This window comes from Streptomyces sp. CC53 (assembly GCF_001865245.1).
Lineage (GTDB): Bacteria > Actinomycetota > Actinomycetes > Streptomycetales > Streptomycetaceae > Streptomyces.
In genome coordinates this window covers 16,112-34,168 of the sequence record NZ_MKXB01000170.1, presented here as the reverse complement: position 1 = coordinate 34,168, position 18,057 = coordinate 16,112, and the positions used below count along the sequence as shown (strand labels likewise).

The 18,057-nt window shown below is 72.1% G+C and carries 21 protein-coding genes; 14 read left to right on the top strand and 7 right to left on the bottom strand.

What is annotated here, in order from left to right; all coding sequences use genetic code 11:
• Nucleotides 1-24: 24 nt before the first annotated feature.
• From BJP40_RS35775 to BJP40_RS20845, 7 genes are all read right to left on the bottom strand, one after another.
• Nucleotides 25-3,207, bottom strand: coding sequence for an RNA repair domain-containing protein (locus tag BJP40_RS35775; protein WP_226962503.1), 3,183 nt, complete (start codon nt 3,205-3,207; stop codon nt 25-27).
• 4 nt (nt 3,208-3,211) lie between these two features.
• Nucleotides 3,212-4,885 carry an RNA ligase family protein gene (locus BJP40_RS20870; RefSeq protein WP_071281660.1) on the bottom strand — a complete coding sequence of 558 codons (1,674 nt, stop codon included), beginning with the start codon at nt 4,883-4,885 and terminating at the stop codon, nt 3,212-3,214.
• Nucleotides 4,886-5,050: 165 nt separating this feature from the next.
• On the bottom strand, nt 5,051-5,383 hold the full coding sequence (locus tag BJP40_RS20865; protein ID WP_071281659.1) for a hypothetical protein: 333 nt from the start codon (nt 5,381-5,383) through the stop codon (nt 5,051-5,053).
• Entirely contained in the window at nt 5,380-5,877 is a 498-nt protein-coding gene (locus BJP40_RS20860; RefSeq protein WP_071281658.1) for a DUF6232 family protein, read from the bottom strand. The genes BJP40_RS20865 and BJP40_RS20860 overlap by 4 nt, the downstream gene beginning before the upstream one ends.
• Nucleotides 5,878-6,440: 563 nt before the next feature.
• The gene (locus BJP40_RS20855) at nt 6,441-7,325 is read right to left on the bottom strand and encodes a hypothetical protein (RefSeq protein ID WP_071281657.1); all 885 of its coding nucleotides are present in this window, start codon (nt 7,323-7,325) and stop codon (nt 6,441-6,443) included.
• Nucleotides 7,326-7,335: 10 nt separating this feature from the next.
• Nucleotides 7,336-8,571 carry a hypothetical protein gene (locus BJP40_RS20850; RefSeq protein WP_071281656.1) on the bottom strand — a complete coding sequence of 412 codons (1,236 nt, stop codon included), beginning with the start codon at nt 8,569-8,571 and terminating at the stop codon, nt 7,336-7,338.
• 140 nt (nt 8,572-8,711) lie between these two features.
• Nucleotides 8,712-9,266, bottom strand: a complete 555-nt coding sequence (locus BJP40_RS20845) for an ATP-binding protein (protein ID WP_071281655.1) — start codon at nt 9,264-9,266, stop codon at nt 8,712-8,714.
• Nucleotides 9,267-9,424: 158 nt separating this feature from the next.
• On the opposite strand from BJP40_RS20845, the gene BJP40_RS20840 reads away from it, so the two are divergent.
• The 14 genes from BJP40_RS20840 (at nt 9,425) to rpsQ (ending at nt 17,911) form a co-directional block, all read left to right on the top strand.
• Nucleotides 9,425-10,285 (top strand): helix-turn-helix transcriptional regulator, encoded by an 861-nt coding sequence (locus BJP40_RS20840; RefSeq protein WP_071281654.1) that lies wholly within the window; start codon nt 9,425-9,427, stop codon nt 10,283-10,285.
• The gene (locus BJP40_RS20835; RefSeq protein WP_071273145.1) at nt 10,282-10,491 is read left to right on the top strand and encodes a DUF397 domain-containing protein; all 210 of its coding nucleotides are present in this window, start codon (nt 10,282-10,284) and stop codon (nt 10,489-10,491) included. The genes BJP40_RS20840 and BJP40_RS20835 overlap by 4 nt, the downstream gene beginning before the upstream one ends.
• Nucleotides 10,492-10,769: 278 nt before the next feature.
• Nucleotides 10,770-11,723: a hypothetical protein gene (locus tag BJP40_RS20830; protein ID WP_226962501.1), complete on the top strand. Its 954-nt coding sequence runs from the start codon at nt 10,770-10,772 to the stop codon at nt 11,721-11,723.
• A 909-nt stretch (nt 11,724-12,632) separates the two neighbouring features.
• Entirely contained in the window at nt 12,633-12,941 is a 309-nt protein-coding gene (gene rpsJ / locus BJP40_RS20825; protein WP_003948644.1) for a 30S ribosomal protein S10, read from the top strand.
• 13 nt (nt 12,942-12,954) lie between these two features.
• A complete protein-coding gene (rplC, locus tag BJP40_RS20820; protein WP_071273227.1) occupies nt 12,955-13,599 on the top strand; it encodes a 50S ribosomal protein L3 in 645 nt (214 codons plus the stop codon).
• An 8-nt stretch (nt 13,600-13,607) separates the two neighbouring features.
• Entirely contained in the window at nt 13,608-14,261 is a 654-nt protein-coding gene (gene rplD / locus BJP40_RS20815; protein WP_071273148.1) for a 50S ribosomal protein L4, read from the top strand.
• On the top strand, nt 14,261-14,584 hold the full coding sequence (gene rplW, locus BJP40_RS20810) for a 50S ribosomal protein L23 (RefSeq protein ID WP_071273151.1): 324 nt from the start codon (nt 14,261-14,263) through the stop codon (nt 14,582-14,584). The genes rplD and rplW overlap by 1 nt, the downstream gene beginning before the upstream one ends.
• A 41-nt stretch (nt 14,585-14,625) precedes the next feature.
• Nucleotides 14,626-15,462, top strand: coding sequence for a 50S ribosomal protein L2 (gene rplB, locus BJP40_RS20805; protein ID WP_071273154.1), 837 nt, complete (start codon nt 14,626-14,628; stop codon nt 15,460-15,462).
• Between the two features lie 12 nt (nt 15,463-15,474).
• Entirely contained in the window at nt 15,475-15,756 is a 282-nt protein-coding gene (gene rpsS, locus BJP40_RS20800) for a 30S ribosomal protein S19 (protein ID WP_071273157.1), read from the top strand.
• 44 nt (nt 15,757-15,800) lie between these two features.
• On the top strand, nt 15,801-16,148 hold the full coding sequence (rplV, locus tag BJP40_RS20795; RefSeq protein ID WP_071281653.1) for a 50S ribosomal protein L22: 348 nt from the start codon (nt 15,801-15,803) through the stop codon (nt 16,146-16,148).
• Entirely contained in the window at nt 16,148-16,975 is an 828-nt protein-coding gene (rpsC, locus tag BJP40_RS20790) for a 30S ribosomal protein S3 (protein ID WP_071273163.1), read from the top strand. Before rplV ends, rpsC begins: the two co-directional genes overlap by 1 nt.
• Nucleotides 16,976-16,980: 5 nt before the next feature.
• Nucleotides 16,981-17,400 carry a 50S ribosomal protein L16 gene (gene rplP, locus BJP40_RS20785; RefSeq protein WP_009190136.1) on the top strand — a complete coding sequence of 140 codons (420 nt, stop codon included), beginning with the start codon at nt 16,981-16,983 and terminating at the stop codon, nt 17,398-17,400.
• Nucleotides 17,400-17,624 (top strand): 50S ribosomal protein L29, encoded by a 225-nt coding sequence (gene rpmC, locus BJP40_RS20780; RefSeq protein ID WP_071273166.1) that lies wholly within the window; start codon nt 17,400-17,402, stop codon nt 17,622-17,624. The genes rplP and rpmC overlap by 1 nt, the downstream gene beginning before the upstream one ends.
• Nucleotides 17,624-17,911, top strand: a complete 288-nt coding sequence (gene rpsQ / locus BJP40_RS20775) for a 30S ribosomal protein S17 (protein WP_071273169.1) — start codon at nt 17,624-17,626, stop codon at nt 17,909-17,911. The genes rpmC and rpsQ overlap by 1 nt, the downstream gene beginning before the upstream one ends.
• Nucleotides 17,912-18,057: the final 146 nt, after the last annotated feature.

Here is an 18,057-nt window from a genome sequence, read left to right as displayed (position 1 = left end):
CTTGAGGGTGCGCGGGGCGCCGCCTCAGCCGAGTGTCGGCACCTCGCCCCCGTCGGCCAAGGTCAACGTCGTGTCCGGCAGGCCGTGCAGCCAGCCGTCGCCGAGACGGGCGAGGGTCGCGCGGTCGGGCGGCGCGGCACCCAGGCCGATGGCGTACCCGACGGCTCCGGCCCGGCCCGCGCGGGGGGCGATGGGGTGGGGCCAGGCATGCGCGTCCCGGACGCCCGCCTCCTCCAACGCGGCGAGCAGGGCGCGCATACGGCCCCGGGCGCGCCCCTCCGCCACACCGGCGGGCACGGTCAGCACGGCCCACGCCGCGTGGCGGCGGTGCAGCGGCGGCGGGTCGAGGAGCCGCGCCGCGCGGGACTCCTCCAGCAACTCCCACGCCCGGTACAACTCCTGGACCAGCAGGTCCCGCATTCCGGCGCCGACCTGCGCGGTGCAGGAGCGGACGGGTGCGGTCGGGGTCAGCACGGTGACGGGTGCAGGGGGCGGGGCCGCCGGGCCGTCGCCGGTCAGGCTCACCGGCCGCTGCCAGTCCCAGGCCGCCCACGTCCCGAAGAACGCGCCGAGCAACGGCCCGGTCCGCAGGGCGTCGGCATCCTCCGCGTCCCGTACGGTACGGGCCGCCAGCACCGTCCACGCCAGCCCCGGCAGCCCGCCGAACGGTGCCGAGTCCAGCCCCCTGGCCCGCGCCCACCCCTTGACCTGCCGGACCAGCCGCGCGAACGCCTCCCGCCGGTCGCCGACCTGCGCCACCACGGCCTCCGCGTCGCTCACGGCGCTGAGCGCCACCGCCGCCGCGTCGCCCAGTTCGGTGCGCCGGGCCACCGCGTCCCGGGGCGGCAGCCCGCCGGCCGCCACGACGGCGAGGTCCACACCGAGGCCGCCCGTACGGAACCGCAGCCCGGGCACGCGCGCCCCGACGACCTCGCGCAGGCCGACGCAGTCCGGCAACGCGGCGGCGACCCGGTCCCTCATCCGCGGCAGGTCGGCCTCTCCCGGGACGACCGCGACGAGGTCGACGTCCGCTCCGGGCAGTGCGCACCCCATGCTGCGCGAACCGGCCAGGTGCAGCGCGCCTCCGTCCCGGGCGGCGGCACACGTCACGGAGCGGACGATCTCCTCCACGTGCTGCGCCGACCCCGCCGGGCGCTCGGATCCGCTCGTGCGCCCCGGCCCTGGCGGGCGCTCCTTCTCTGCCGGGTCTGCCGGGTCTGCCGGGTCTGCCGATGTCGCCGGGCGCTCAGATCCGCGCGGGCGCCCCGGCCCTGTCAGGCGCTCCCTCTCTGCCGGGTCTGCCGATGTCGCCGCACGCTGCGTCTCTGTCGTGTGCCCCGGCCCTGACGTGCGCTCCGACCAGGCCGTGTGTCCCGGCCCCGTAGGGTCTCCTGGCGTCGCCGCACGCCCCGGCTCTGCCGCACGCCCCGGCTCTGCCGGGCGCCCCGACCCCGCCGTGTCCCCGTGCGGGTCCGGGTTCCCGTCCGTCGGGTGGTCGACGGCGTCGTGCCACCGCACCTCGCCCGTGCCCAGCGCCACCGTCGCCCGCACCCGCATCGGTTCGTCGCCACGCCGCGACAGCAGGGCCACCTCGCCCACGCGGGCCTCCAGCGGTCCGCCCAGCCGGGCCTCGCACTCCGCGGTGACGGCCAGCGGCTCCGCCGTGCGGCCCAGGCTCAGGTGCGGGGTGAATCCGTGCCGGTGTCCCCGGCAGCGCGGGAACCGCTGCTCCAGCGCCCGGCGCAGCTCCGCCCACGGGCTCGCGCCGCCGGCCGCCGGGTCCAGCCACACCGTCGCGTACTCGCGGTGCCCGAAGCTGTGCACCCCGTCCAGCAGCGCGTCGAACGGCGCCATCCCCTCCACGGCGGCGGCCACCAGCTCCGCCGCGCGCTCGAACTGTGCCTCGGGGACGAACCCGTACAGCAGGTTCACGTGCGGCGGCCAGCGCCGGATCTGCGGGTCGTGGTCCCGGCGGATGGCCTGCACCGGCGGCCACAGCTCGTCCGGCGGCAGCCAGGCCAGCGCCGTGCGCGCGGACGGCTCGGCGTCCAGGACACCCGCGGGCCCCGCACCGTCGAGGCCCAGGTCGACCGCCACCCCGTAGTGGTCCGAGACGTACAGGCCGCCCGGTCCTGCGGGCCGGTCGCCCACCAGCACCGCGGAGTCCACCCGGGCACGGTCGGCGCGCAGCAGCACCCGGTCGAGGCGCGCGGCGCGACCGGTCAGCGACGACACCGCGGCGAGCGGGTTGGCGACCGGGTCGAACGTCGGCGTCCCGTCGCCCGGCCCGTGCGCCTCGGTCCACGCGTCGCGCATGCCGAGCGTGGTCTGCGGGAGGTCGCCGCCGTCGTTGAAGTCGCCGACCAGCACCACGTCCGCCTGGACGCCGGCCAGCCCCTCGGCGAGCCGGCCCAGTTCGGCGTCCCGCCGGGCGGCACCGCCCTCGGAGTGGTCGCTGCTCAGGTGGGTGACCGCCACGACGAGCGGGCCCGTCGCGGTGTCGACGGCCACGGCCGCCACCGCCTTGTGCGGGCCCAGCAGGTGCACGCCCGCCTCCCGCACGGGCAGGCGGCTGAGCAGCAGCAGACCCGTGTCGGCCACGTCCGGCGAGGCCGGGTCGGTGGCGACGACGTACTCCCCGCGCACCCAGTCGGCCTCCAGCAGCAGGCGCAGCAGCTCCGGCTCGGCCTCCTGGAGCGCGATGACGTCGGCGTCCGCGTCCCGCAGGGCCTCCATCAGGAGGGGCCGCCGCCGGGCCGTGTCGATGCGGTCGCTGTCGTACCGGTCCCACAGGGTGTTCCAGGTCAGCACGCGCAGCGCACCCGCGCCGGGCGACGCAGCCCGGGGAGGCGCGGGCCGCCAGCTCCCGGAGGCACCGGCGGCGCCGGACGCGGGCCGCCGGCTCCCGTCCCACGCGTACGGCTGCCGGGCGGTGAAGAACGGCGCCCGCAGCAGCCGGGCCTCCCGGACGCGGCCCGCGTCGGTGGCGTCGATGCGGTCGACGCCCGACCGGCGGTCCCAGACGACCTCCCCGTCCGCTTCGATGAACAGCACCCGGTGCCACGGGATCTCCCCGCCGGGCACGAACGCGGGCAGCGGCACCCGCTTCGGGCCGGCCCCGCGCTGCATGACGCCGACGACGAACCGCGCCGGGTCGAAACGGCTGTCCCACCGCACCCGGTGGTAGATCTCCTCGCTGGTACGCACCGCTCTACGCCTCCTCTTCCACGGTCCCACCGGCCCCGACGTACCAGGTGCGGTGCGCCTCGCCCGGGTGCGGCGGCACGAACCGCCGCAGCTGGGCCGCGAGCACGCCGGGCGGCACGGGATGCTGCCGGGTGGCGTTCCGCCGCGTGAGCTCCCGCTCGTCGACGAGCAGCACGGCGTGCGTGACCAGCGCGTCGCGGCGGCGGGCGACGGCGTGGACCAGGGAGCGCTGGTGCCGGTTCAGCGACGTGGCGTCCCACACGACGGTGCCGGTCCCGGCGGCCAGCGCCGCGTCGAGCCGGGCCAGCCCCTCCCGCAGCACGTCGCCGTTGCCCCGCTGGTCGGCCCGGCCGCCGCGTTCCTCCCGCAGCTCGTCGAGCGACACGTACGCGCTGACGCCGGGCAGCCCCCGGGCGAACGCGCTCTTCCCGCTCCCGGACGGCCCCACCAGGTGGACCAGCCGCGGGAACGCCCCGTCCCGCCACCGCCAGGTCGCGGCGACGGCTTCCTCCTCGGTCGTGATGCGCCCGTCCGCGTACGCGAGGCGGGCCTCGCCCCGGCAGCGTGCGGCGGCCTCCGGCTCCAGGCCGGCGAAGGCCCGCCCGAACGCCGGGGGACCGCTCCCGAGAAGCCCGGCCTCCTCGGCCAGGAGCGCCGACCAGTCGGTCTGCTCGCGCGCCCCGGCGTCCGGGGCCGTGGCCCAGGCGACGGCGTGCAGGACGTCCAGGTCCACGGCGTACCCCATCCGTACGAGCCCGGCGCGGCGCTCCCCGTCCGGGTACGGCCGGTGCAGTTCCGCGTGCAGGCCGACGAGGTCCGCGACGCGCCGCGCGGGCGGCAGCCCCAGCGCGGGCGCGAGCCGCCCCGCCAGCGTGCCGCGCGGCTCCCGGTGCAGGAGCCCGGCCAGCACCCCGGCCAGCCGCGCGTCACCGAGCCGCGCCCCGGCCGACGCGGCCACCTCGGCGGCGGCCGCCGCGTCCCCGTGCTCCGCCCCGACGGCGGAGAGCAGCGCCCCGGCGTCGGGCGCACCCCCGGACCGCACGTCCCACAGCGCGGCGCGGGGGCCGAGCCGGTTGGGGGTCACCGCGGTGTGCATCCAGTGCGTGCCGGTCTGCACGTGCCCCGGCCGCACCCACTTGGCCACGTGCCGCCCGAAGTCGTCGGCCGTGAAGCCCTCTGCGGTGCGTACGACGTATCCCTCCTGCCGCCCGGTGTCCACCGCCAGCCGTCGCAGGGCCCGTTCGTCGAAGACACCGCGCCACAACACGCGCGGGGTGGGGATCCCGATGTTCTTCAGGAAGTCCACGGTGAAGTCCCACCCGGGGCACCAGTGGAGCTCGTCCCACACGGAGAAGCCGTAGAAGTAGCTGTCCAGGTCCTCGTACGGGAGGGAGTGCCGGGCGTACAGGTTCTCGCCGCAGACCCGCCAGCCCTCGGGGATGCGCTGCCCGATCCGTCCCTGGAGCGCCTTCACCCAGGCGCGGGAGGGGTGGTGCGCGGAGTCCGGGGACCGGGCGTGCAGCCCGTCCGCGTACAGGGTGGTGTTCTCGCCGTCGAGCTTCTCGGTGACCACGACCTCCCGCCCGGTGAACCCGGTGAGGTCCGCGACCCGCACGTCGTCCCGGGACGCGCCCGGGGACCACGGCAGGTGCGGGGTGCGCGGATAGTGCGTACGCATGACGGAAGGCCCCCCGGGACGGGATGTGGTGCCCGGCCACTGTAGGGAGCGGGGGAGTGCGGCTCGACCGATTAACGCGTGGGCGACGCGGGGCGCGGGGTGGGGACGGCGAGGCTCCGGGACCATCGCGGTCCCGGAGCCTCGCCCTGTCCTGCGGGGGTGCGGTCAGGCGGCCAGCAGGCTCCTGACCGCGGCCACCACGGGTGCGCCCACCTCGGCCAGCGCCGCGATGCCGTTGATCTGCTGGAGCAGTCGCCTGAAGCGGCTCGGCTCCGGGTCGGCGCCGAGCTCCTCGACGGCCTCGTCCATGGCGGCCCGGTCGTCGTCGCTCAGGTGCGGCTTCAGGGCCTGGATCTCGGCCAGGAGCTGTTCGAGCCGCGGGTCCGCCGACGCGGCGGAGCCGTCGCCCTTGCCCCCGGCGACGATGTCACCGGAGCCGTGGTGCTCGGCCTTGCCGATGCTGTGGGCTCCGTACTGGTTGAACACGTCCCCGCTCATCGTCCTCCGATGTTCCCTTGTCCGTAGTGCTGCGCCTTGCCGATGCTGTGGTCCCCGTACTGGTTGATCACGTCGCCCTGCACGGCGTGCTCCACGTTGAACACGACCTGGGCCGTGTCCGGGTGACCGAGGGCCCTGGCGACTTCTGCCACCAGCGCGTCGATCTCCTTCTCACTCGTCGACCAGACCGCGTCGAACTGGGTGCCCGACGTGTTCAGGATCAGTCCGTACAGCGGCGGCTTCCGCAGGTCGCTGACCAGGCTCCAGATGATCAGGCCCTCCACGCCCAGCAGGATGATCATGCCGATCGTGTCGAAGACGGCGGCGATGATCCCGCCGACGATGAGCCACCCGAAGGTCATCTGGAAGAAGTCCTTCCAGGCTTTGCCCGTGTTGACGACGAGCCCGCGCTTCGCCACGTGCGAGATGTTGCGCAGCGGGTAGGCGTCACCGCCGACCCACAACACACCCTCATTGATGGTGATTTGACTCATAGCGGCCTCCCCGAGCCCCCGATTGCCACTGCACCTGATTGTGTCTCAGATCCCTGGCGCCTCGACAGCCCTGCCTGCCGGGAGGCAGGCCCGTTATGCGATCGTCACGTCCCGGGCTCACGTCTGCGGAACGCCTCTCGACCTCCGAGGAGTTGCCCTGCCTGACAGCGGGATGGTGCGGCGATGGCGAGGCGAGGGGGACGACGCTCGGAGGTCCCGGAGGGCGACCCGGCCGCCGGCCGTCCCGACGCCGGGGACGGGCGGCCCTCTGGGCCGGCTCGGGGCAGGCGAATCCCGCGGCATACGGGACGACACCGGGCATGCTGCGCCCGGACGGACAGCCGTGTGGTCTCCGCCGACAGCGACGGAGGCAGAGGCAGAGGCAGAGGCGCGCGTGCGCTCTCCCCCGACGGCCCCGTCGCGCCTCATGCCCGGCGCCGACCACACGGGCGCCCGAGCCGCAGGGCGCCCCCCCGCCTCGGCCCGTGGCCGCAGGGCCGCTGGTGGCGCGCCGGGGAGGGCGGCGACGCCACCAGGGCCTGACACCCGATACGGGGGGCGGGCTACGCGTCGCCGAAGATCTCTTCCGCGGTGGTGGCGGTGAGGGCGCGCACGAGCCAGTCGTGCAGCTCGTCGGGGTCCTCACAGCCGGTGACGCGCTCACGCACATGGGCGGACACTTCGAGGCCCCGCTGCTCCAGGACGGTCAGGACATCCTTGGCGCCGCGCTGCACTTCGCCCTGCTCGCGGCCCTGCTCTCGGATCTCTTCGGACAGAGGCGACTTGTAGAAGGAAAGGTCCACGGCCACCAGTTTGCTCCAGATGTGAGAGGCCGGGCGGTTGCCCAGGCCCTGTGCGGTGAATTCGACGACGGGATTGACGAGGTCGTCGGGCATGCCCCGCAGCGCGGTGGACAACGCCTTCAGTATCCCGGCGACCTCCGGATGGGCCGCGTGGGTGATGGCCGACAGGGTGGCGAGGACGAGATCCTCACGTGCCTCGGCCGGATCGGTGATCACGGGCATGTTGTGGGGTCCTACGACAAGCGGGTACAGGCTGAAGGTCGTCCATGCGTCGTGACCGAAGTGGAAGGGCTCTGCCGCCCACTCGGCCGTGGGCCGGTCCTGGCAGATGACCAGAAGCAATGGCGGCAGCCCGTACTTCTCGTGCAGGTACGAGCAGTAGTACGCCCAGCTGCCGGGCTTCGCGAGATCCTTCTTCCCCTGGGCTTCGACGGCGACGAGGAACGCGCCGGCCGTCTCCGTCTCGAAGCGCAGCAGGGTGTCCACGCGGCGTTCGACGGGCTTCGTCTCGGTGAGGTCGGTCGGCATGACCGTGATGGATGTGGGCTGAGGGAAGTCGATGCCGAGCACTTTGGAGACCCGGGAGAAGAGCTCCGGGAACTCCTGGAAGATGCGGTGCATCGCCTCGTGCGGTGAGCTGACCACAAGGCTCCTTTCAGAGGGGTGAGGCGTGGGTTCGGGGCGCGGTGCGGCAGGCGCGGCACAGGCCCGGTTCGGGGGCGCGGAACGCGTGGTCGCAGAGGTCGCAGTTCTGGAGCGGGTCCGTGCGGACCGGTCGCGTGCTGGGCGGCGGCAGCGCGTCGGTGAGCCGGTGGGCCAGGAAGGCGGCCGGGCGGCGCAGCGGCTCCGGCGGCAGGTGGGCGGTGAGGGCGTGGCGTACGGCCTCGGGGCTCGCGTCGCGTTCCAGCCATGCGGCGACCCCGGGGGCGAGCTGCTCGATGTCGCGGCCCGACAGCATCAGCCGCGGTTCTTCGCGGCGCAGCCCCGCGAGCAGGTCGGCCGCGGACTGGAGCAGTGCCGCCGCGGGGAAGGCGGGCTGTGGTACGCGCAGGGTCGCGGGGTGCCGCCGGGGCGGCCGTGCGGGTGCGGAGGCGCACGCGCACGCGGCCGGAGGCTCGGCGGCGGGCTTCGCCGTGGGCGTGACGGACCCTGTGGTGGGTTTCGCCGCGGGCTCGCCGGCCGGGCCTGCGCCAGGCTGGGCGGCCGGGCCTGTACTGGGCACGGTGTCTGCTGCGGGCGGCTCCGCGGTGCGCGGCGTGGGTTCGGCGGCCGGCTTCCCGGTGGGTTCGGTGGCGGGCTCGACGCTGGGCGTGGCCGACGCTGGGGGAGGCTCCGCAGTGGTCGCTGCTGCCGCTGCGGGCTCCCCGGCGGGCTCGTCCTGCGGGGCGGGCCCGGCCTCGGGGACGGGCTCCGGGTCTGCGACCAAGGCCGGGCCCGAGGCCGGGTCCGAGGCCAGATCCGAGGTCAGGTCAGGGGCCGAGTCCGGATGCGGAGCTGAGTCCGGGGCCTTGTCGCCCGCGCCCGGCTGGTTGCAGGAGTACGTGCGGGTCCTGACGCGGCCGTCCGGCCCGCGCTCCCGTACCCGGCGGAAGTATCCGTGCGCCTCCAGTTCGCGCAGGCTAGCGGCGATGCGGGCGGCGCTCTCGGGGAACCGGGCCGTGAGCGTCTTGATGTCCACGGACGTGCCGGTGGGCAGCGACTGGATGTGGACGGCGAGCCCGATGGCCAGCAGTGAGAGCTCGCGGTGCTGGGCGAGGTGGTTGCCGATGACGGTGAAGCGGCTGGTGTGCCGGGTGTTGAGGTGGACGACCCCGGACGAGTGGTGTCGGGCCGGCTTCCGGGTTACGGGGCGCGAGGTCCGTAAGGGCGCGCTAGGGTGCTGCGTATCCATCGGGAAGGTCTTTGCTTCCTGCGTGGTCAGGCCCTCGCCCCGGGGTGCTAGCCCGGGCGGGGGCCGACGTATGTCTGCGGTATATGCATGGTGAGCCTAGAACGTCCAACCCGCCCCAGCGCCAGCCCAATTGACCTTTTTCACCCGAGAGGGTGAGGGCGTCCTGAACGGGGGGAGGGGTGGGGTTTGGAGGGGTCCTTTCCTTCCGTTCGTTCCTTGGAAGGACTGGCGAGCCCACCGGAGCACGGTTCTCCGGGTTCCGGTGCGAGGTCCAGTTCCGCCCACACCGTCTTGCGCGGCGGCGGGCCCGTGGTCACGCCCCACCGGCAGGCCAGACCGTCGACGATCAGCAGCCCGCGCCCCGACTCCGCGTCGCCCGCGGGCGGCTGTGGGCGTGCGGGCGGGATCCGGTCGCCCCGCGTGTCGGTCACCTCGACCCGCAGCACGCGGCCACCGTCTGCGAGGCGCAGTTCCAGGAGGGCGTCCCGCCCCGGCACCCGCCCGTGCAGCGCCGCGTTGGCGGCCAGCTCCGCCACGATCTGGACGGCCGCTTCCGCCGCGGGGCGGGGCAGGCCCCTGCGCCCCAACCACCAGGCGGCGAGCTCCCGCGCGAGCCGGGCACCCGGACGCGAGGGGTGCATGCGAAGGCTGAACTGCCTTTCGTCGGAAACCTCTTGAGAGGCAATGTGACTCATGTCACGAGATCGTGGAGGGGATACCTTCGTGGCCGCTAGTGGTGCCACGGTTGCGTACAGTCACTGTCCGCTGGCTGTCCGACCGTGTCCGGCCTGTCCGGAGGGGGTGGAAGGCTCCAGCGCACGGGTGCGGTGACACGTCGGGAGGTGACGCGCGGATGGCGACAGACCTGAAGGGTGAAGCGGACGAACCGGGCTGGGAGGTCGACCCGGACGACGAGTCCGGTGCGGCGGTCGTGGCGGCGGTGGGCCGCCAGCTCAAGCTGCGTCGCGAGATGCTGGCCATGAAGGCTGCGGAGTTCGCGAACGCCATCGGGTATGGAGAGGACCTGGTCTACAAGGTGGAGGCGGGTAGGCGGATTCCCCGCCCGGAGTACCTGGACAAGGCGGACAAGGTCTTGACGGCGGGCGGCCTCGTCGCCGCGATGAAGAAGGACGTGGAGGAGGTCCGTTACCCGAGGAAGGTGCGGGAGTTGGCTGCCCTTGAAGCCAGGGCGGTGGAGATCGGCATGTACGAGTGCAACACCGTCCATGGCCTGTTGCAGACGCCGGAACACGCACGGGCGCTGTTTGAAGCCCGGCAACCCGCCTACACGCATGACGAGGTGGAGCGCATGGTGGCTGCTCGCATCTCACGGCAGTCGATCTTCGAGCGGTCGCCCGCACCGGCGCTGAGCTTCGTCCAGGAAGAGGCCACTCTGCTGCGCCCGATCGGGGGCACAATGGTGTGGCGACAGCAGCTTGAACATCTGCTTGAGGTGGGCCAGTTGCGCAACGTCTCGCTACAGGTCATGCCGACGCGCGCTGGGCCCCACGCCGGGCTGGACGGAAGGATCGAGGTGCTGAAGTTCGAGGACGGCACCGCCGTGGGCCGTTCCGACGGCGCGTTCAATGGACGCCCTACCTCGGATCCGAAGCAACTCCGCATCCTGGAACTGCGCTACGGCACCGTCCGGGCGCAAGCTCTCCGCCCGGTGGAGTCGCTTACCTTCATCGAGCAACTGCTGGGAGAGACATGATCCGCAAGTCCCATGACGAGGAAGCGTCCGCGCTGGAGTGGCGCAAGAGCAGCCACAGCGGCGGCACCGAAGGCGATTCGTGCGTCGAGGTCGCCGCCACCCCCACCACCGTCCACATCCGCGACTCCAAGGACACCAGCGGCCCCCGCCTGGCCGTCGCCCCGCAGGTCTGGGCCCGCTTCCTCGGCTACGCCCGGAAGCCCTGAGAAGGGCACGCCGTACAGGTGGGGCCATCGACCATGAAGGCCGGCAGCACCGGGCTGCGGGGCGAGGCGCGCCGGGACCCCCGACCTCGTAACCCGGCCGGTGAGGGGGCCGGCGCGCCGACCCCGCGCCCCGCGGTCCTGAGCGAGCCGCCGCCGCGCCATCCCGCCCGGCACGCGGTCACGTGATCGTCACGTTTTCCCCGTTCGCTTGCGGACGGCACCGTTCATACGTGAAATGCCCAGGTCAACACCCACAGCAGTAGACCAGGCGAGGACCCATGCCGTCGGACCACGAACAGAGCCACTCCGCACCCACGGCCCGGCGACGCAGCCGCACCGCCGCCCTCGGTGTGCTGGTCGCGCTGAGCCTCACCGTCAGCGGGTGCGCCCTCCTCGGCGGCGGATCCGACGGCCGCCCGGCCGCCGCGCCCCTGCCGCCGGAGACGGCCCGCCCCAGCAGCGCCCCTCCGGAGGAGATCTTCCCCGACGCGCCCACGGTGAAGGAGCCCTTCCGGGGCTCGCCCGCCCTCCGCTGGGCCGACGGCGCCGCCGGGATCGAGGTGCCCGAGGCCAAGGCGGTCGGCGGCTTCTCGCAGAAGCAGGTCACCCAGGCCCTGGCCGCGGTCAGGGAACTGCTGGTCGAGGCGAACATCAAGCCCGCCACCCTGCGCGGCGAGCACCCGAAGGCGGCGCTCGACCTGCTCGACCCGCTGCAGAAGGACGGGCGCGGGCTCATGGAGAGCGGTCTGCGCAAGCCGACCAAGGACGCCGACCCGGTCATGCTGTTCAGCCGCTTCGACCCGACCGAGACCCGCGTGCTGCGCGACCTCGTCAAGACCCGGGGCCGCATCACGTACGAGAAGGGCGAGACCGACGGGGAACTCCTGATCCGCGCCGACTTCTCGTTCGTCTACCCGGTGGTCAAGGTCAAGACGGGCAACCGGGAGGTCGACCGTTCCGTCATCCGCCGCGAGCTGACGTTCGCGCTGTACGACCCCGAGGAGTACGAGACGACCCCCGGCAAGCTGTTCATGGTCGAGTGGGCGATGTCCTCCGGCAACGACGACTGCGCCCGCTCCGTCGACGGCTTCCTGCACCCGACGTTCCCCTCGGACCGCATAGGCCAGCCGGACACGTCCGCCGCCCCCTCCGGTGAGGCGGTCGACCCCTACGACCGCAGCAAGTCCCTGGACGACATGCCGCAGGAGTGCGCCGAGACCACCCGCAGCTGACCCGGTCCGCCCGGGATGCCCGGCCGGTGCGTCCCGCCACGCCCGGCCGGTCGGCGGCGACACGGTCCGCGGGTACGTTCCGCCACCCGGCCGGTACGGCGGCAGCGGCCGGTCCGCAGGTGGGGACGGCCCGCCCCGCGTACGCGACCCGCAGCGGCCACCGGGCTCCTGCGGCACGCGACGCCCCGCGCCCTGCGACTCCGGCTCCGACGACACGCCACGCCCCGGTCCCTGCGACTCCGGCGGCACACAACGCCGCGGGGGACAACGGCAGCCCTGCGGGTCCGGCCCCGCAGCCGGCACCGCGCACGCCACTCCGCCTGTGCTGCCTACGCTGCCCGCCCCTCCCGCACCCCCGCACGTCCCGTGCGGCAGAGCGGAGGGCGGGGCCGCCCGCAGGGCACAGACCCGGGCCGGAGCCGTGGGGCGCGGCCCGAGAGGGCCCGGAAACGGCCCGCCCGCGGGCCGGAGGCGCGCCCCGCTCGCGCCTCGGTTTGATCGGTCCCGGCCTCGGGGTAAGCTCTTCGGCTCGATTGGCGGACAGGCTGCCCCGTATGGCAGACTGTCCGGGTTGCTCGGTTGAGTGCCGATGCTGCGCGCCTCCCGCCGGGAGGACCGGAAGCGAGTCCCACAGTACTCGTCGCCCCTGCGTGGGGCGGACGTACGGGAATCTTCCGGGAAGCGTGGGCGGGGCCCTCACCAGGCACCCGGTGGGCTCCGCCGCGGATCCGGAAGGATCATGCGGTTCCCCCGGCACTGCGGGCCCGGGTCCGTTCCCCCTTGGTTGGGATCTCCTCTATGGGAGATCTGCGTAGAGGGGGCGCGACACGCCCGACCGCGGGGGTCGGAGGGCCAGGGGTCGCCCACCAGGTTCCGGAGCGTTACGAGAGACAGGACTACTGAGTAGCCATGGCGGGACAGAAGATCCGCATCCGGCTCAAGGCCTACGACCACGAGGTCATCGACTCCTCGGCGAAGAAGATCGTCGAGACGGTGACCCGTACCGGTGCGTCGGTCGCGGGCCCGGTGCCGCTGCCCACTGAGAAGAACGTGTACTGCGTCATCAAGTCGCCGCACAAGTACAAGGACTCGCGCGAGCACTTCGAGATGCGTACGCACAAGCGCCTCATCGACATCCTCGACCCCACGCCGAAGACGGTCGACTCGCTCATGCGTCTCGACCTGCCGGCCGGCGTCGACATCGAGATCAAGCTCTGAGGTGACGCGCGAGATGGCTAAGAACATTAAGGGCGTCCTGGGCGAGAAGCTCGGCATGACGCAGGTGTGGGACGAGAACAACCGCGTCGTCCCGGTCACCGTCGTCAAGGCCGGCCCCTGCGTCGTCACCCAGGTCCGCACCAACGACACCGACGGCTACGAGGCGGTCCAGATCGCCTTCGGCGAGATCGACCCGCGCAAGGTGAACAAGCCCCTCAAGGGCCACTTCGCCAAGGCCGACGTCACCCCGCGCCGCCACCTTGTCGAGATCCGCACCGCTGACGCCTCCGAGTACACGCTCGGCCAGGAAGTCACCGCCGAGGTCTTCGAGGCCGGCGTGAAGGTCGACGTCACCGGCAAGAGCAAGGGCAAGGGCTTCGCCGGTGTCATGAAGCGCCACAACTTCCGTGGCCTGGGCGCCGGTCACGGCACCCAGCGCAAGCACCGCTCGCCCGGTTCCATCGGTGGCTGCGCCACCCCGGGCCGCGTGTTCAAGGGCCTCCGCATGGCGGGCCGCATGGGCAACGAGCGGGTCACCACCCAGAACCTGACCGTCCACGCCGTTGACGCGGAGAAGGGTCTGCTGCTCATCAAGGGCGCGGTTCCCGGTCCGAACGGCGGCCTCGTCCTGGTCCGTACCGCGGCCAAGGGGGCCTGAGGTAACCGATGAGCACCATTGACATCCTTTCGCCGGCTGGCGAGAAGGCCGGGACCGTCGAGCTCCCCGCGGAGATCTTCGACGCGAAGGTCAGCGTCCCGCTGATCCACCAGGTCGTCGTCGCGCAGCTGGCCGCTGCCCGCCAGGGCACGCACAAGACCAAGACCCGCGGCGAGGTCCGTGGCGGTGGCAAGAAGCCGTACCGCCAGAAGGGCACCGGTCGCGCCCGCCAGGGTTCGACCCGCGCGCCGCAGTTCGCCGGCGGTGGCGTCGTGCACGGCCCCGTGCCGCGCGACTACTCGCAGCGCACGCCCAAGAAGATGAAGGCCGCCGCCCTGCGCGGTGCCCTCACCGACCGGGCGCGCAACTCCCGCATCCACGTCGTCACCGGCGTGATCGAGGGCGAGGCGCCGTCCACCAAGGCCGCCAAGACCCTGTTCGGCAAGATCAGCGAGCGCAAGAACCTGCTCCTGATCGTCGACCGGGCCGACGAGGCCGCGTGGCTGTCCGCCCGCAACCTGCCCCAGGTGCACATCCTGGAGCCGGGCCAGCTGAACACGTACGACGTGATGCGATCCGACGACGTGGTCTTCACCAAGGCCGCCTTCGAGTCCTTCGTGTCTGGCCCCAAGGCCGTTGAGACCGAAGGGAGCGACGCCTGATGTCCGAGGCGACCGTCACCAGCAAGACCTTCACGGACCCGCGTGACATCCTCGTCAAGCCGGTTGTCTCCGAGAAGAGCTACGCGCTGCTGGACGAGAACAAGTACACGTTCGTCGTCGACCCGCGCGCGAACAAGACCCAGATCAAGCAGGCCGTCGAGGCGGTCTTCTCGGTCAAGGTCACCGGGGTCAACACGATCAACCGGCAGGGCAAGCGCAAGCGCACCCGCACGGGCTTCGGCAAGCGCGCCAACACCAAGCGCGCGATCGTGACCCTTGCCGAGGGCAACCGTATCGACATCTTCGGCGGTCCGACCGCCTAAGGGCGGTCTGGATCGTCCGAATATCGGACGAGGACTGAGAAATGGGTATCCGCAAGTACAAGCCGACGACTCCTGGCCGTCGTGGCGCCAGCGTCGCCGACTTCGTCGAGATCACGCGGTCCACGCCGGAGAAGTCGCTGGTCCGCCCCCTGCACAGCAAGGGCGGCCGTAACAACACCGGTCGTGTGACCGTTCGCCACCAGGGTGGCGGACACAAGCGCGCCTACCGCGTGATCGACTTCCGTCGTCACGACAAGGACGGCGTCCCGGCGAAGGTCGCTCACATCGAGTACGACCCGAACCGCACCGCGCGCATCGCGCTCCTGCACTACGCGGACGGCGAGAAGCGCTACATCATCGCCCCCAAGGGCCTCCACCAGGGCGACCGGATCGAGAACGGCCCCGGTGCCGACATCAAGCCCGGCAACAACCTGGCCCTCCGCAACATCCCGGTCGGTACCACGATCCACGCGATCGAGCTCCGTCCCGGTGGCGGTGCCAAGTTCGCCCGGTCCGCCGGCGCCTCCGTGCAGCTGCTCGCGAAGGAGGGCTCCATGGCCCACCTCCGCATGCCGTCCGGTGAGATCCGCCTGGTCGACGTCCGCTGCCGCGCCACCATCGGCGAGGTCGGCAACGCCGAGCAGTCGAACATCAACTGGGGCAAGGCCGGCCGCAAGCGCTGGCTGGGCGTTCGCCCGACCGTCCGCGGTGTGGCGATGAACCCGGTTGACCACCCGCACGGTGGTGGTGAGGGCAAGACCTCCGGTGGTCGTCACCCGGTCTCCCCGTGGGGTCAGAAGGAGGGTCGTACGCGTTCTCCCAAGAAGGCGAGCAACAAGTACATCGTCCGCCGCCGCAAGACGAACAAGAAGCGCTAGGAGCGGGTTTAGATGCCGCGTAGTCTCAAGAAGGGGCCCTTCGTCGACGACCACCTGATCAAGAAGGTGGACACGCAGAACGAAGCAGGCACCAAGAACGTCATCAAGACCTGGTCCCGTCGCTCGATGATCGTCCCGGCCATGCTCGGCCACACGATCGCGGTGCACAACGGTAAGACCCACGTCCCGGTGTTCGTCACCGAGTCGATGGTCGGCCACAAGCTCGGCGAGTTCTCGCCGACCCGCACCTTCCGCGGCCACGTCAAGGAAGACCGGAAGTCGAAGCGCCGCTAAAGGCGGGGTGTGAACGACTGATGACTTACACCGAAGGGACAACCATGGAAGCCAGGGCCCAGGCGCGGTACATCCGCGTCACGCCCATGAAGGCCCGCCGCGTGGTGGACCTCATCCGTGGCATGGACGCCACGGAGGCTCAGGCGGTCCTGCGTTTCGCCCCGCAGGCCGCGAGCGTGCCGGTCAAGAAGGTGCTGGACAGCGCCATCGCCAACGCCGCGCACAACAACAACCACACGGACGCCTCCTCGCTGTTCATCAGCGAGGCGTACGTGGACGAGGGTCCGACCCTGAAGCGGTTCCGTCCGCGCGCCCAGGGCCGCGCCTACCGGATCCGTAAGCGGACCAGCCACATCACTGTGGTCGTCAGCAGCAAGGAAGGAACCCGGTAATGGGCCAGAAGGTAAACCCGCACGGGTTCCGGCTCGGCATCACCACCGACTTCAAGTCGCGCTGGTACGCCGACAAGCTGTACAAGGACTACGTCAAGGAAGACGTCGCCATCCGTCGGATGATGACGTCCGGCATGGAGCGCGCCGGCATCTCCAAGGTCGAGATCGAGCGCACCCGTGACCGCGTCCGCGTGGACATCCACACCGCTCGCCCGGGCATCGTCATCGGCCGCCGCGGCGCCGAGGCCGACCGCATCCGCGGCGACCTGGAGAAGCTCACCGGCAAGCAGGTCCAGCTGAACATCCTCGAGGTCAAGAACCCCGAGGTCGACGCTCAGCTCGTGGCCCAGGCCGTGGCCGAGCAGCTGTCCTCCCGCGTCTCCTTCCGCCGCGCCATGCGCAAGAGCATGCAGTCGGCGATGAAGGCGGGCGCCAAGGGCATCAAGATCCAGTGCGGTGGCCGCCTCGGCGGCGCCGAGATGTCCCGCTCGGAGTTCTACCGCGAGGGCCGTGTGCCGCTGCACACCCTCCGCGCGAACGTCGAGTACGGCTTCTTCGAGGCCAAGACCACCTTCGGCCGCATCGGCGTGAAGGTGTGGATCTACAAGGGCGACGTCAAGAACATCGCCGAGGTTCGCGCCGAGAACGCCGCCGCCCGCGCCGGCAACCGCCCGGCCCGTGGCGGTGCCGACCGCCCGGCCCGCGGTGGCCGTGGCGAGCGCGGCGGTCGCGGCCGCAAGCCGCAGCAGCAGAACGCCGCCGCCGAGGCCCCCAAGGCCGAGGCCGCTGCCGCTGCTCCGGCTGAGAGCACCGGAACGGAGGCCTGACCGACATGCTGATCCCCCGTAGGGTCAAGCACCGCAAGCAGCACCACCCCAAGCGGAACGGTATGTCCAAGGGTGGTACGCAGGTTGCGTTCGGCGAGTACGGCATTCAGGCCCTCACCCCGGCGTACGTGACCAACCGCCAGATCGAGGCGGCCCGTATCGCGATGACCCGCCACATCAAGCGTGGCGGCAAGGTCTGGATCAACATCTACCCGGACCGCCCGCTCACCAAGAAGCCCGCCGAGACCCGCATGGGTTCCGGTAAGGGCTCCCCGGAGTGGTGGATCGCGAACGTCAAGCCCGGTCGGGTCATGTTCGAGCTGTCCTACCCGAACGAGAAGATCGCGCGTGAGGCCCTCACTCGTGCGGCCCACAAGCTGCCGATGAAGTGCCGCATCGTGAAGCGCGAAGCAGGTGAGGCGTGATGTCGGCCGGTACCAAGGCGTCCGAGCTGCGCGAGCTGGGCAACGAGGAGCTTGTCGGCAAGCTCCGCGAGGCCAAGGAAGAGCTGTTCAACCTCCGCTTCCAGGCGGCGACCGGTCAGCTCGAGAACCACGGCCGTCTGAAGGCGGTCCGTAAGGACATCGCCCGGATCTACACCCTGATGCGTGAGCGCGAGCTCGGCATCGAGACGGTGGAGAGCGCCTGATGAGCGAGAGCAACGTGACTGAGCAGCAGAAGACCGAGCGCAACGCGCGCAAGACCCGTGAGGGTTACGTCGTCAGCGACAAGATGGACAAGACCGTCGTCGTCGCCGTCGAGGACCGCGTGAAGCACGCGCTGTACGGCAAGGTCATCCGCCGTACGAACAAGCTCAAGGCGCACGACGAGCAGAACGCTGCCGGCGTCGGCGACCGCGTCCTCCTGATGGAGACCCGGAAGCTGTCCGCCACGAAGCACTGGCGCGTCGTCGAGATCCTCGAGAAGGCCAAGTAAGAGTGCGGGGGCACCGCCTCGTGGATCACGAGGCGGGCCGTCCCCGCAAGCCCCCGCTGGGGCTCGCCCCAGCACTTAGTTCCGCCAGGCTCCGCCGGGGGCTGGGAGACCAGCCCCCGGCGGGGAACCGGCAGACGATCAGGAGA

Bases quoted from the DNA above. Each gene is read 5' to 3' on its own strand.
- BJP40_RS20845 (WP_071281655.1), bottom strand. From the start codon at position 9,266: ATGAGTCACATTGCCTCTCAAGAGGTTTCCGACGAAAGGCAGTTCAGC.
- rplB (WP_071273154.1), top strand. From the start codon at position 14,626: ATGGGTATCCGCAAGTACAAGCCGACGACTCCTGGCCGTCGTGGCGCC.
- BJP40_RS20850 (WP_071281656.1), bottom strand. From the start codon at position 8,571: ATGGATACGCAGCACCCTAGCGCGCCCTTACGGACCTCGCGCCCCGTA.
- rplD (WP_071273148.1), top strand. From the start codon at position 13,608: ATGAGCACCATTGACATCCTTTCGCCGGCTGGCGAGAAGGCCGGGACC.
- rpsS (WP_071273157.1), top strand. From the start codon at position 15,475: ATGCCGCGTAGTCTCAAGAAGGGGCCCTTCGTCGACGACCACCTGATC.
- BJP40_RS20870 (WP_071281660.1), bottom strand. From the start codon at position 4,885: ATGCGTACGCACTATCCGCGCACCCCGCACCTGCCGTGGTCCCCGGGC.
- BJP40_RS20865 (WP_071281659.1), bottom strand. From the start codon at position 5,383: ATGAGCGGGGACGTGTTCAACCAGTACGGAGCCCACAGCATCGGCAAG.
- rpsJ (WP_003948644.1), top strand. From the start codon at position 12,633: ATGGCGGGACAGAAGATCCGCATCCGGCTCAAGGCCTACGACCACGAG.
- BJP40_RS20835 (WP_071273145.1), top strand. From the start codon at position 10,282: ATGATCCGCAAGTCCCATGACGAGGAAGCGTCCGCGCTGGAGTGGCGC.
- rplP (WP_009190136.1), top strand. From the start codon at position 16,981: ATGCTGATCCCCCGTAGGGTCAAGCACCGCAAGCAGCACCACCCCAAG.
- BJP40_RS20840 (WP_071281654.1), top strand. From the start codon at position 9,425: ATGGCGACAGACCTGAAGGGTGAAGCGGACGAACCGGGCTGGGAGGTC.
- rplV (WP_071281653.1), top strand. From the start codon at position 15,801: ATGGAAGCCAGGGCCCAGGCGCGGTACATCCGCGTCACGCCCATGAAG.
- rpsQ (WP_071273169.1), top strand. From the start codon at position 17,624: ATGAGCGAGAGCAACGTGACTGAGCAGCAGAAGACCGAGCGCAACGCG.
- BJP40_RS20830 (WP_226962501.1), top strand. From the start codon at position 10,770: ATGCCGTCGGACCACGAACAGAGCCACTCCGCACCCACGGCCCGGCGA.
- rpsC (WP_071273163.1), top strand. From the start codon at position 16,148: ATGGGCCAGAAGGTAAACCCGCACGGGTTCCGGCTCGGCATCACCACC.
- rpmC (WP_071273166.1), top strand. From the start codon at position 17,400: ATGTCGGCCGGTACCAAGGCGTCCGAGCTGCGCGAGCTGGGCAACGAG.
- BJP40_RS20860 (WP_071281658.1), bottom strand. From the start codon at position 5,877: ATGAGTCAAATCACCATCAATGAGGGTGTGTTGTGGGTCGGCGGTGAC.
- rplC (WP_071273227.1), top strand. From the start codon at position 12,955: ATGGCTAAGAACATTAAGGGCGTCCTGGGCGAGAAGCTCGGCATGACG.
- rplW (WP_071273151.1), top strand. From the start codon at position 14,261: ATGTCCGAGGCGACCGTCACCAGCAAGACCTTCACGGACCCGCGTGAC.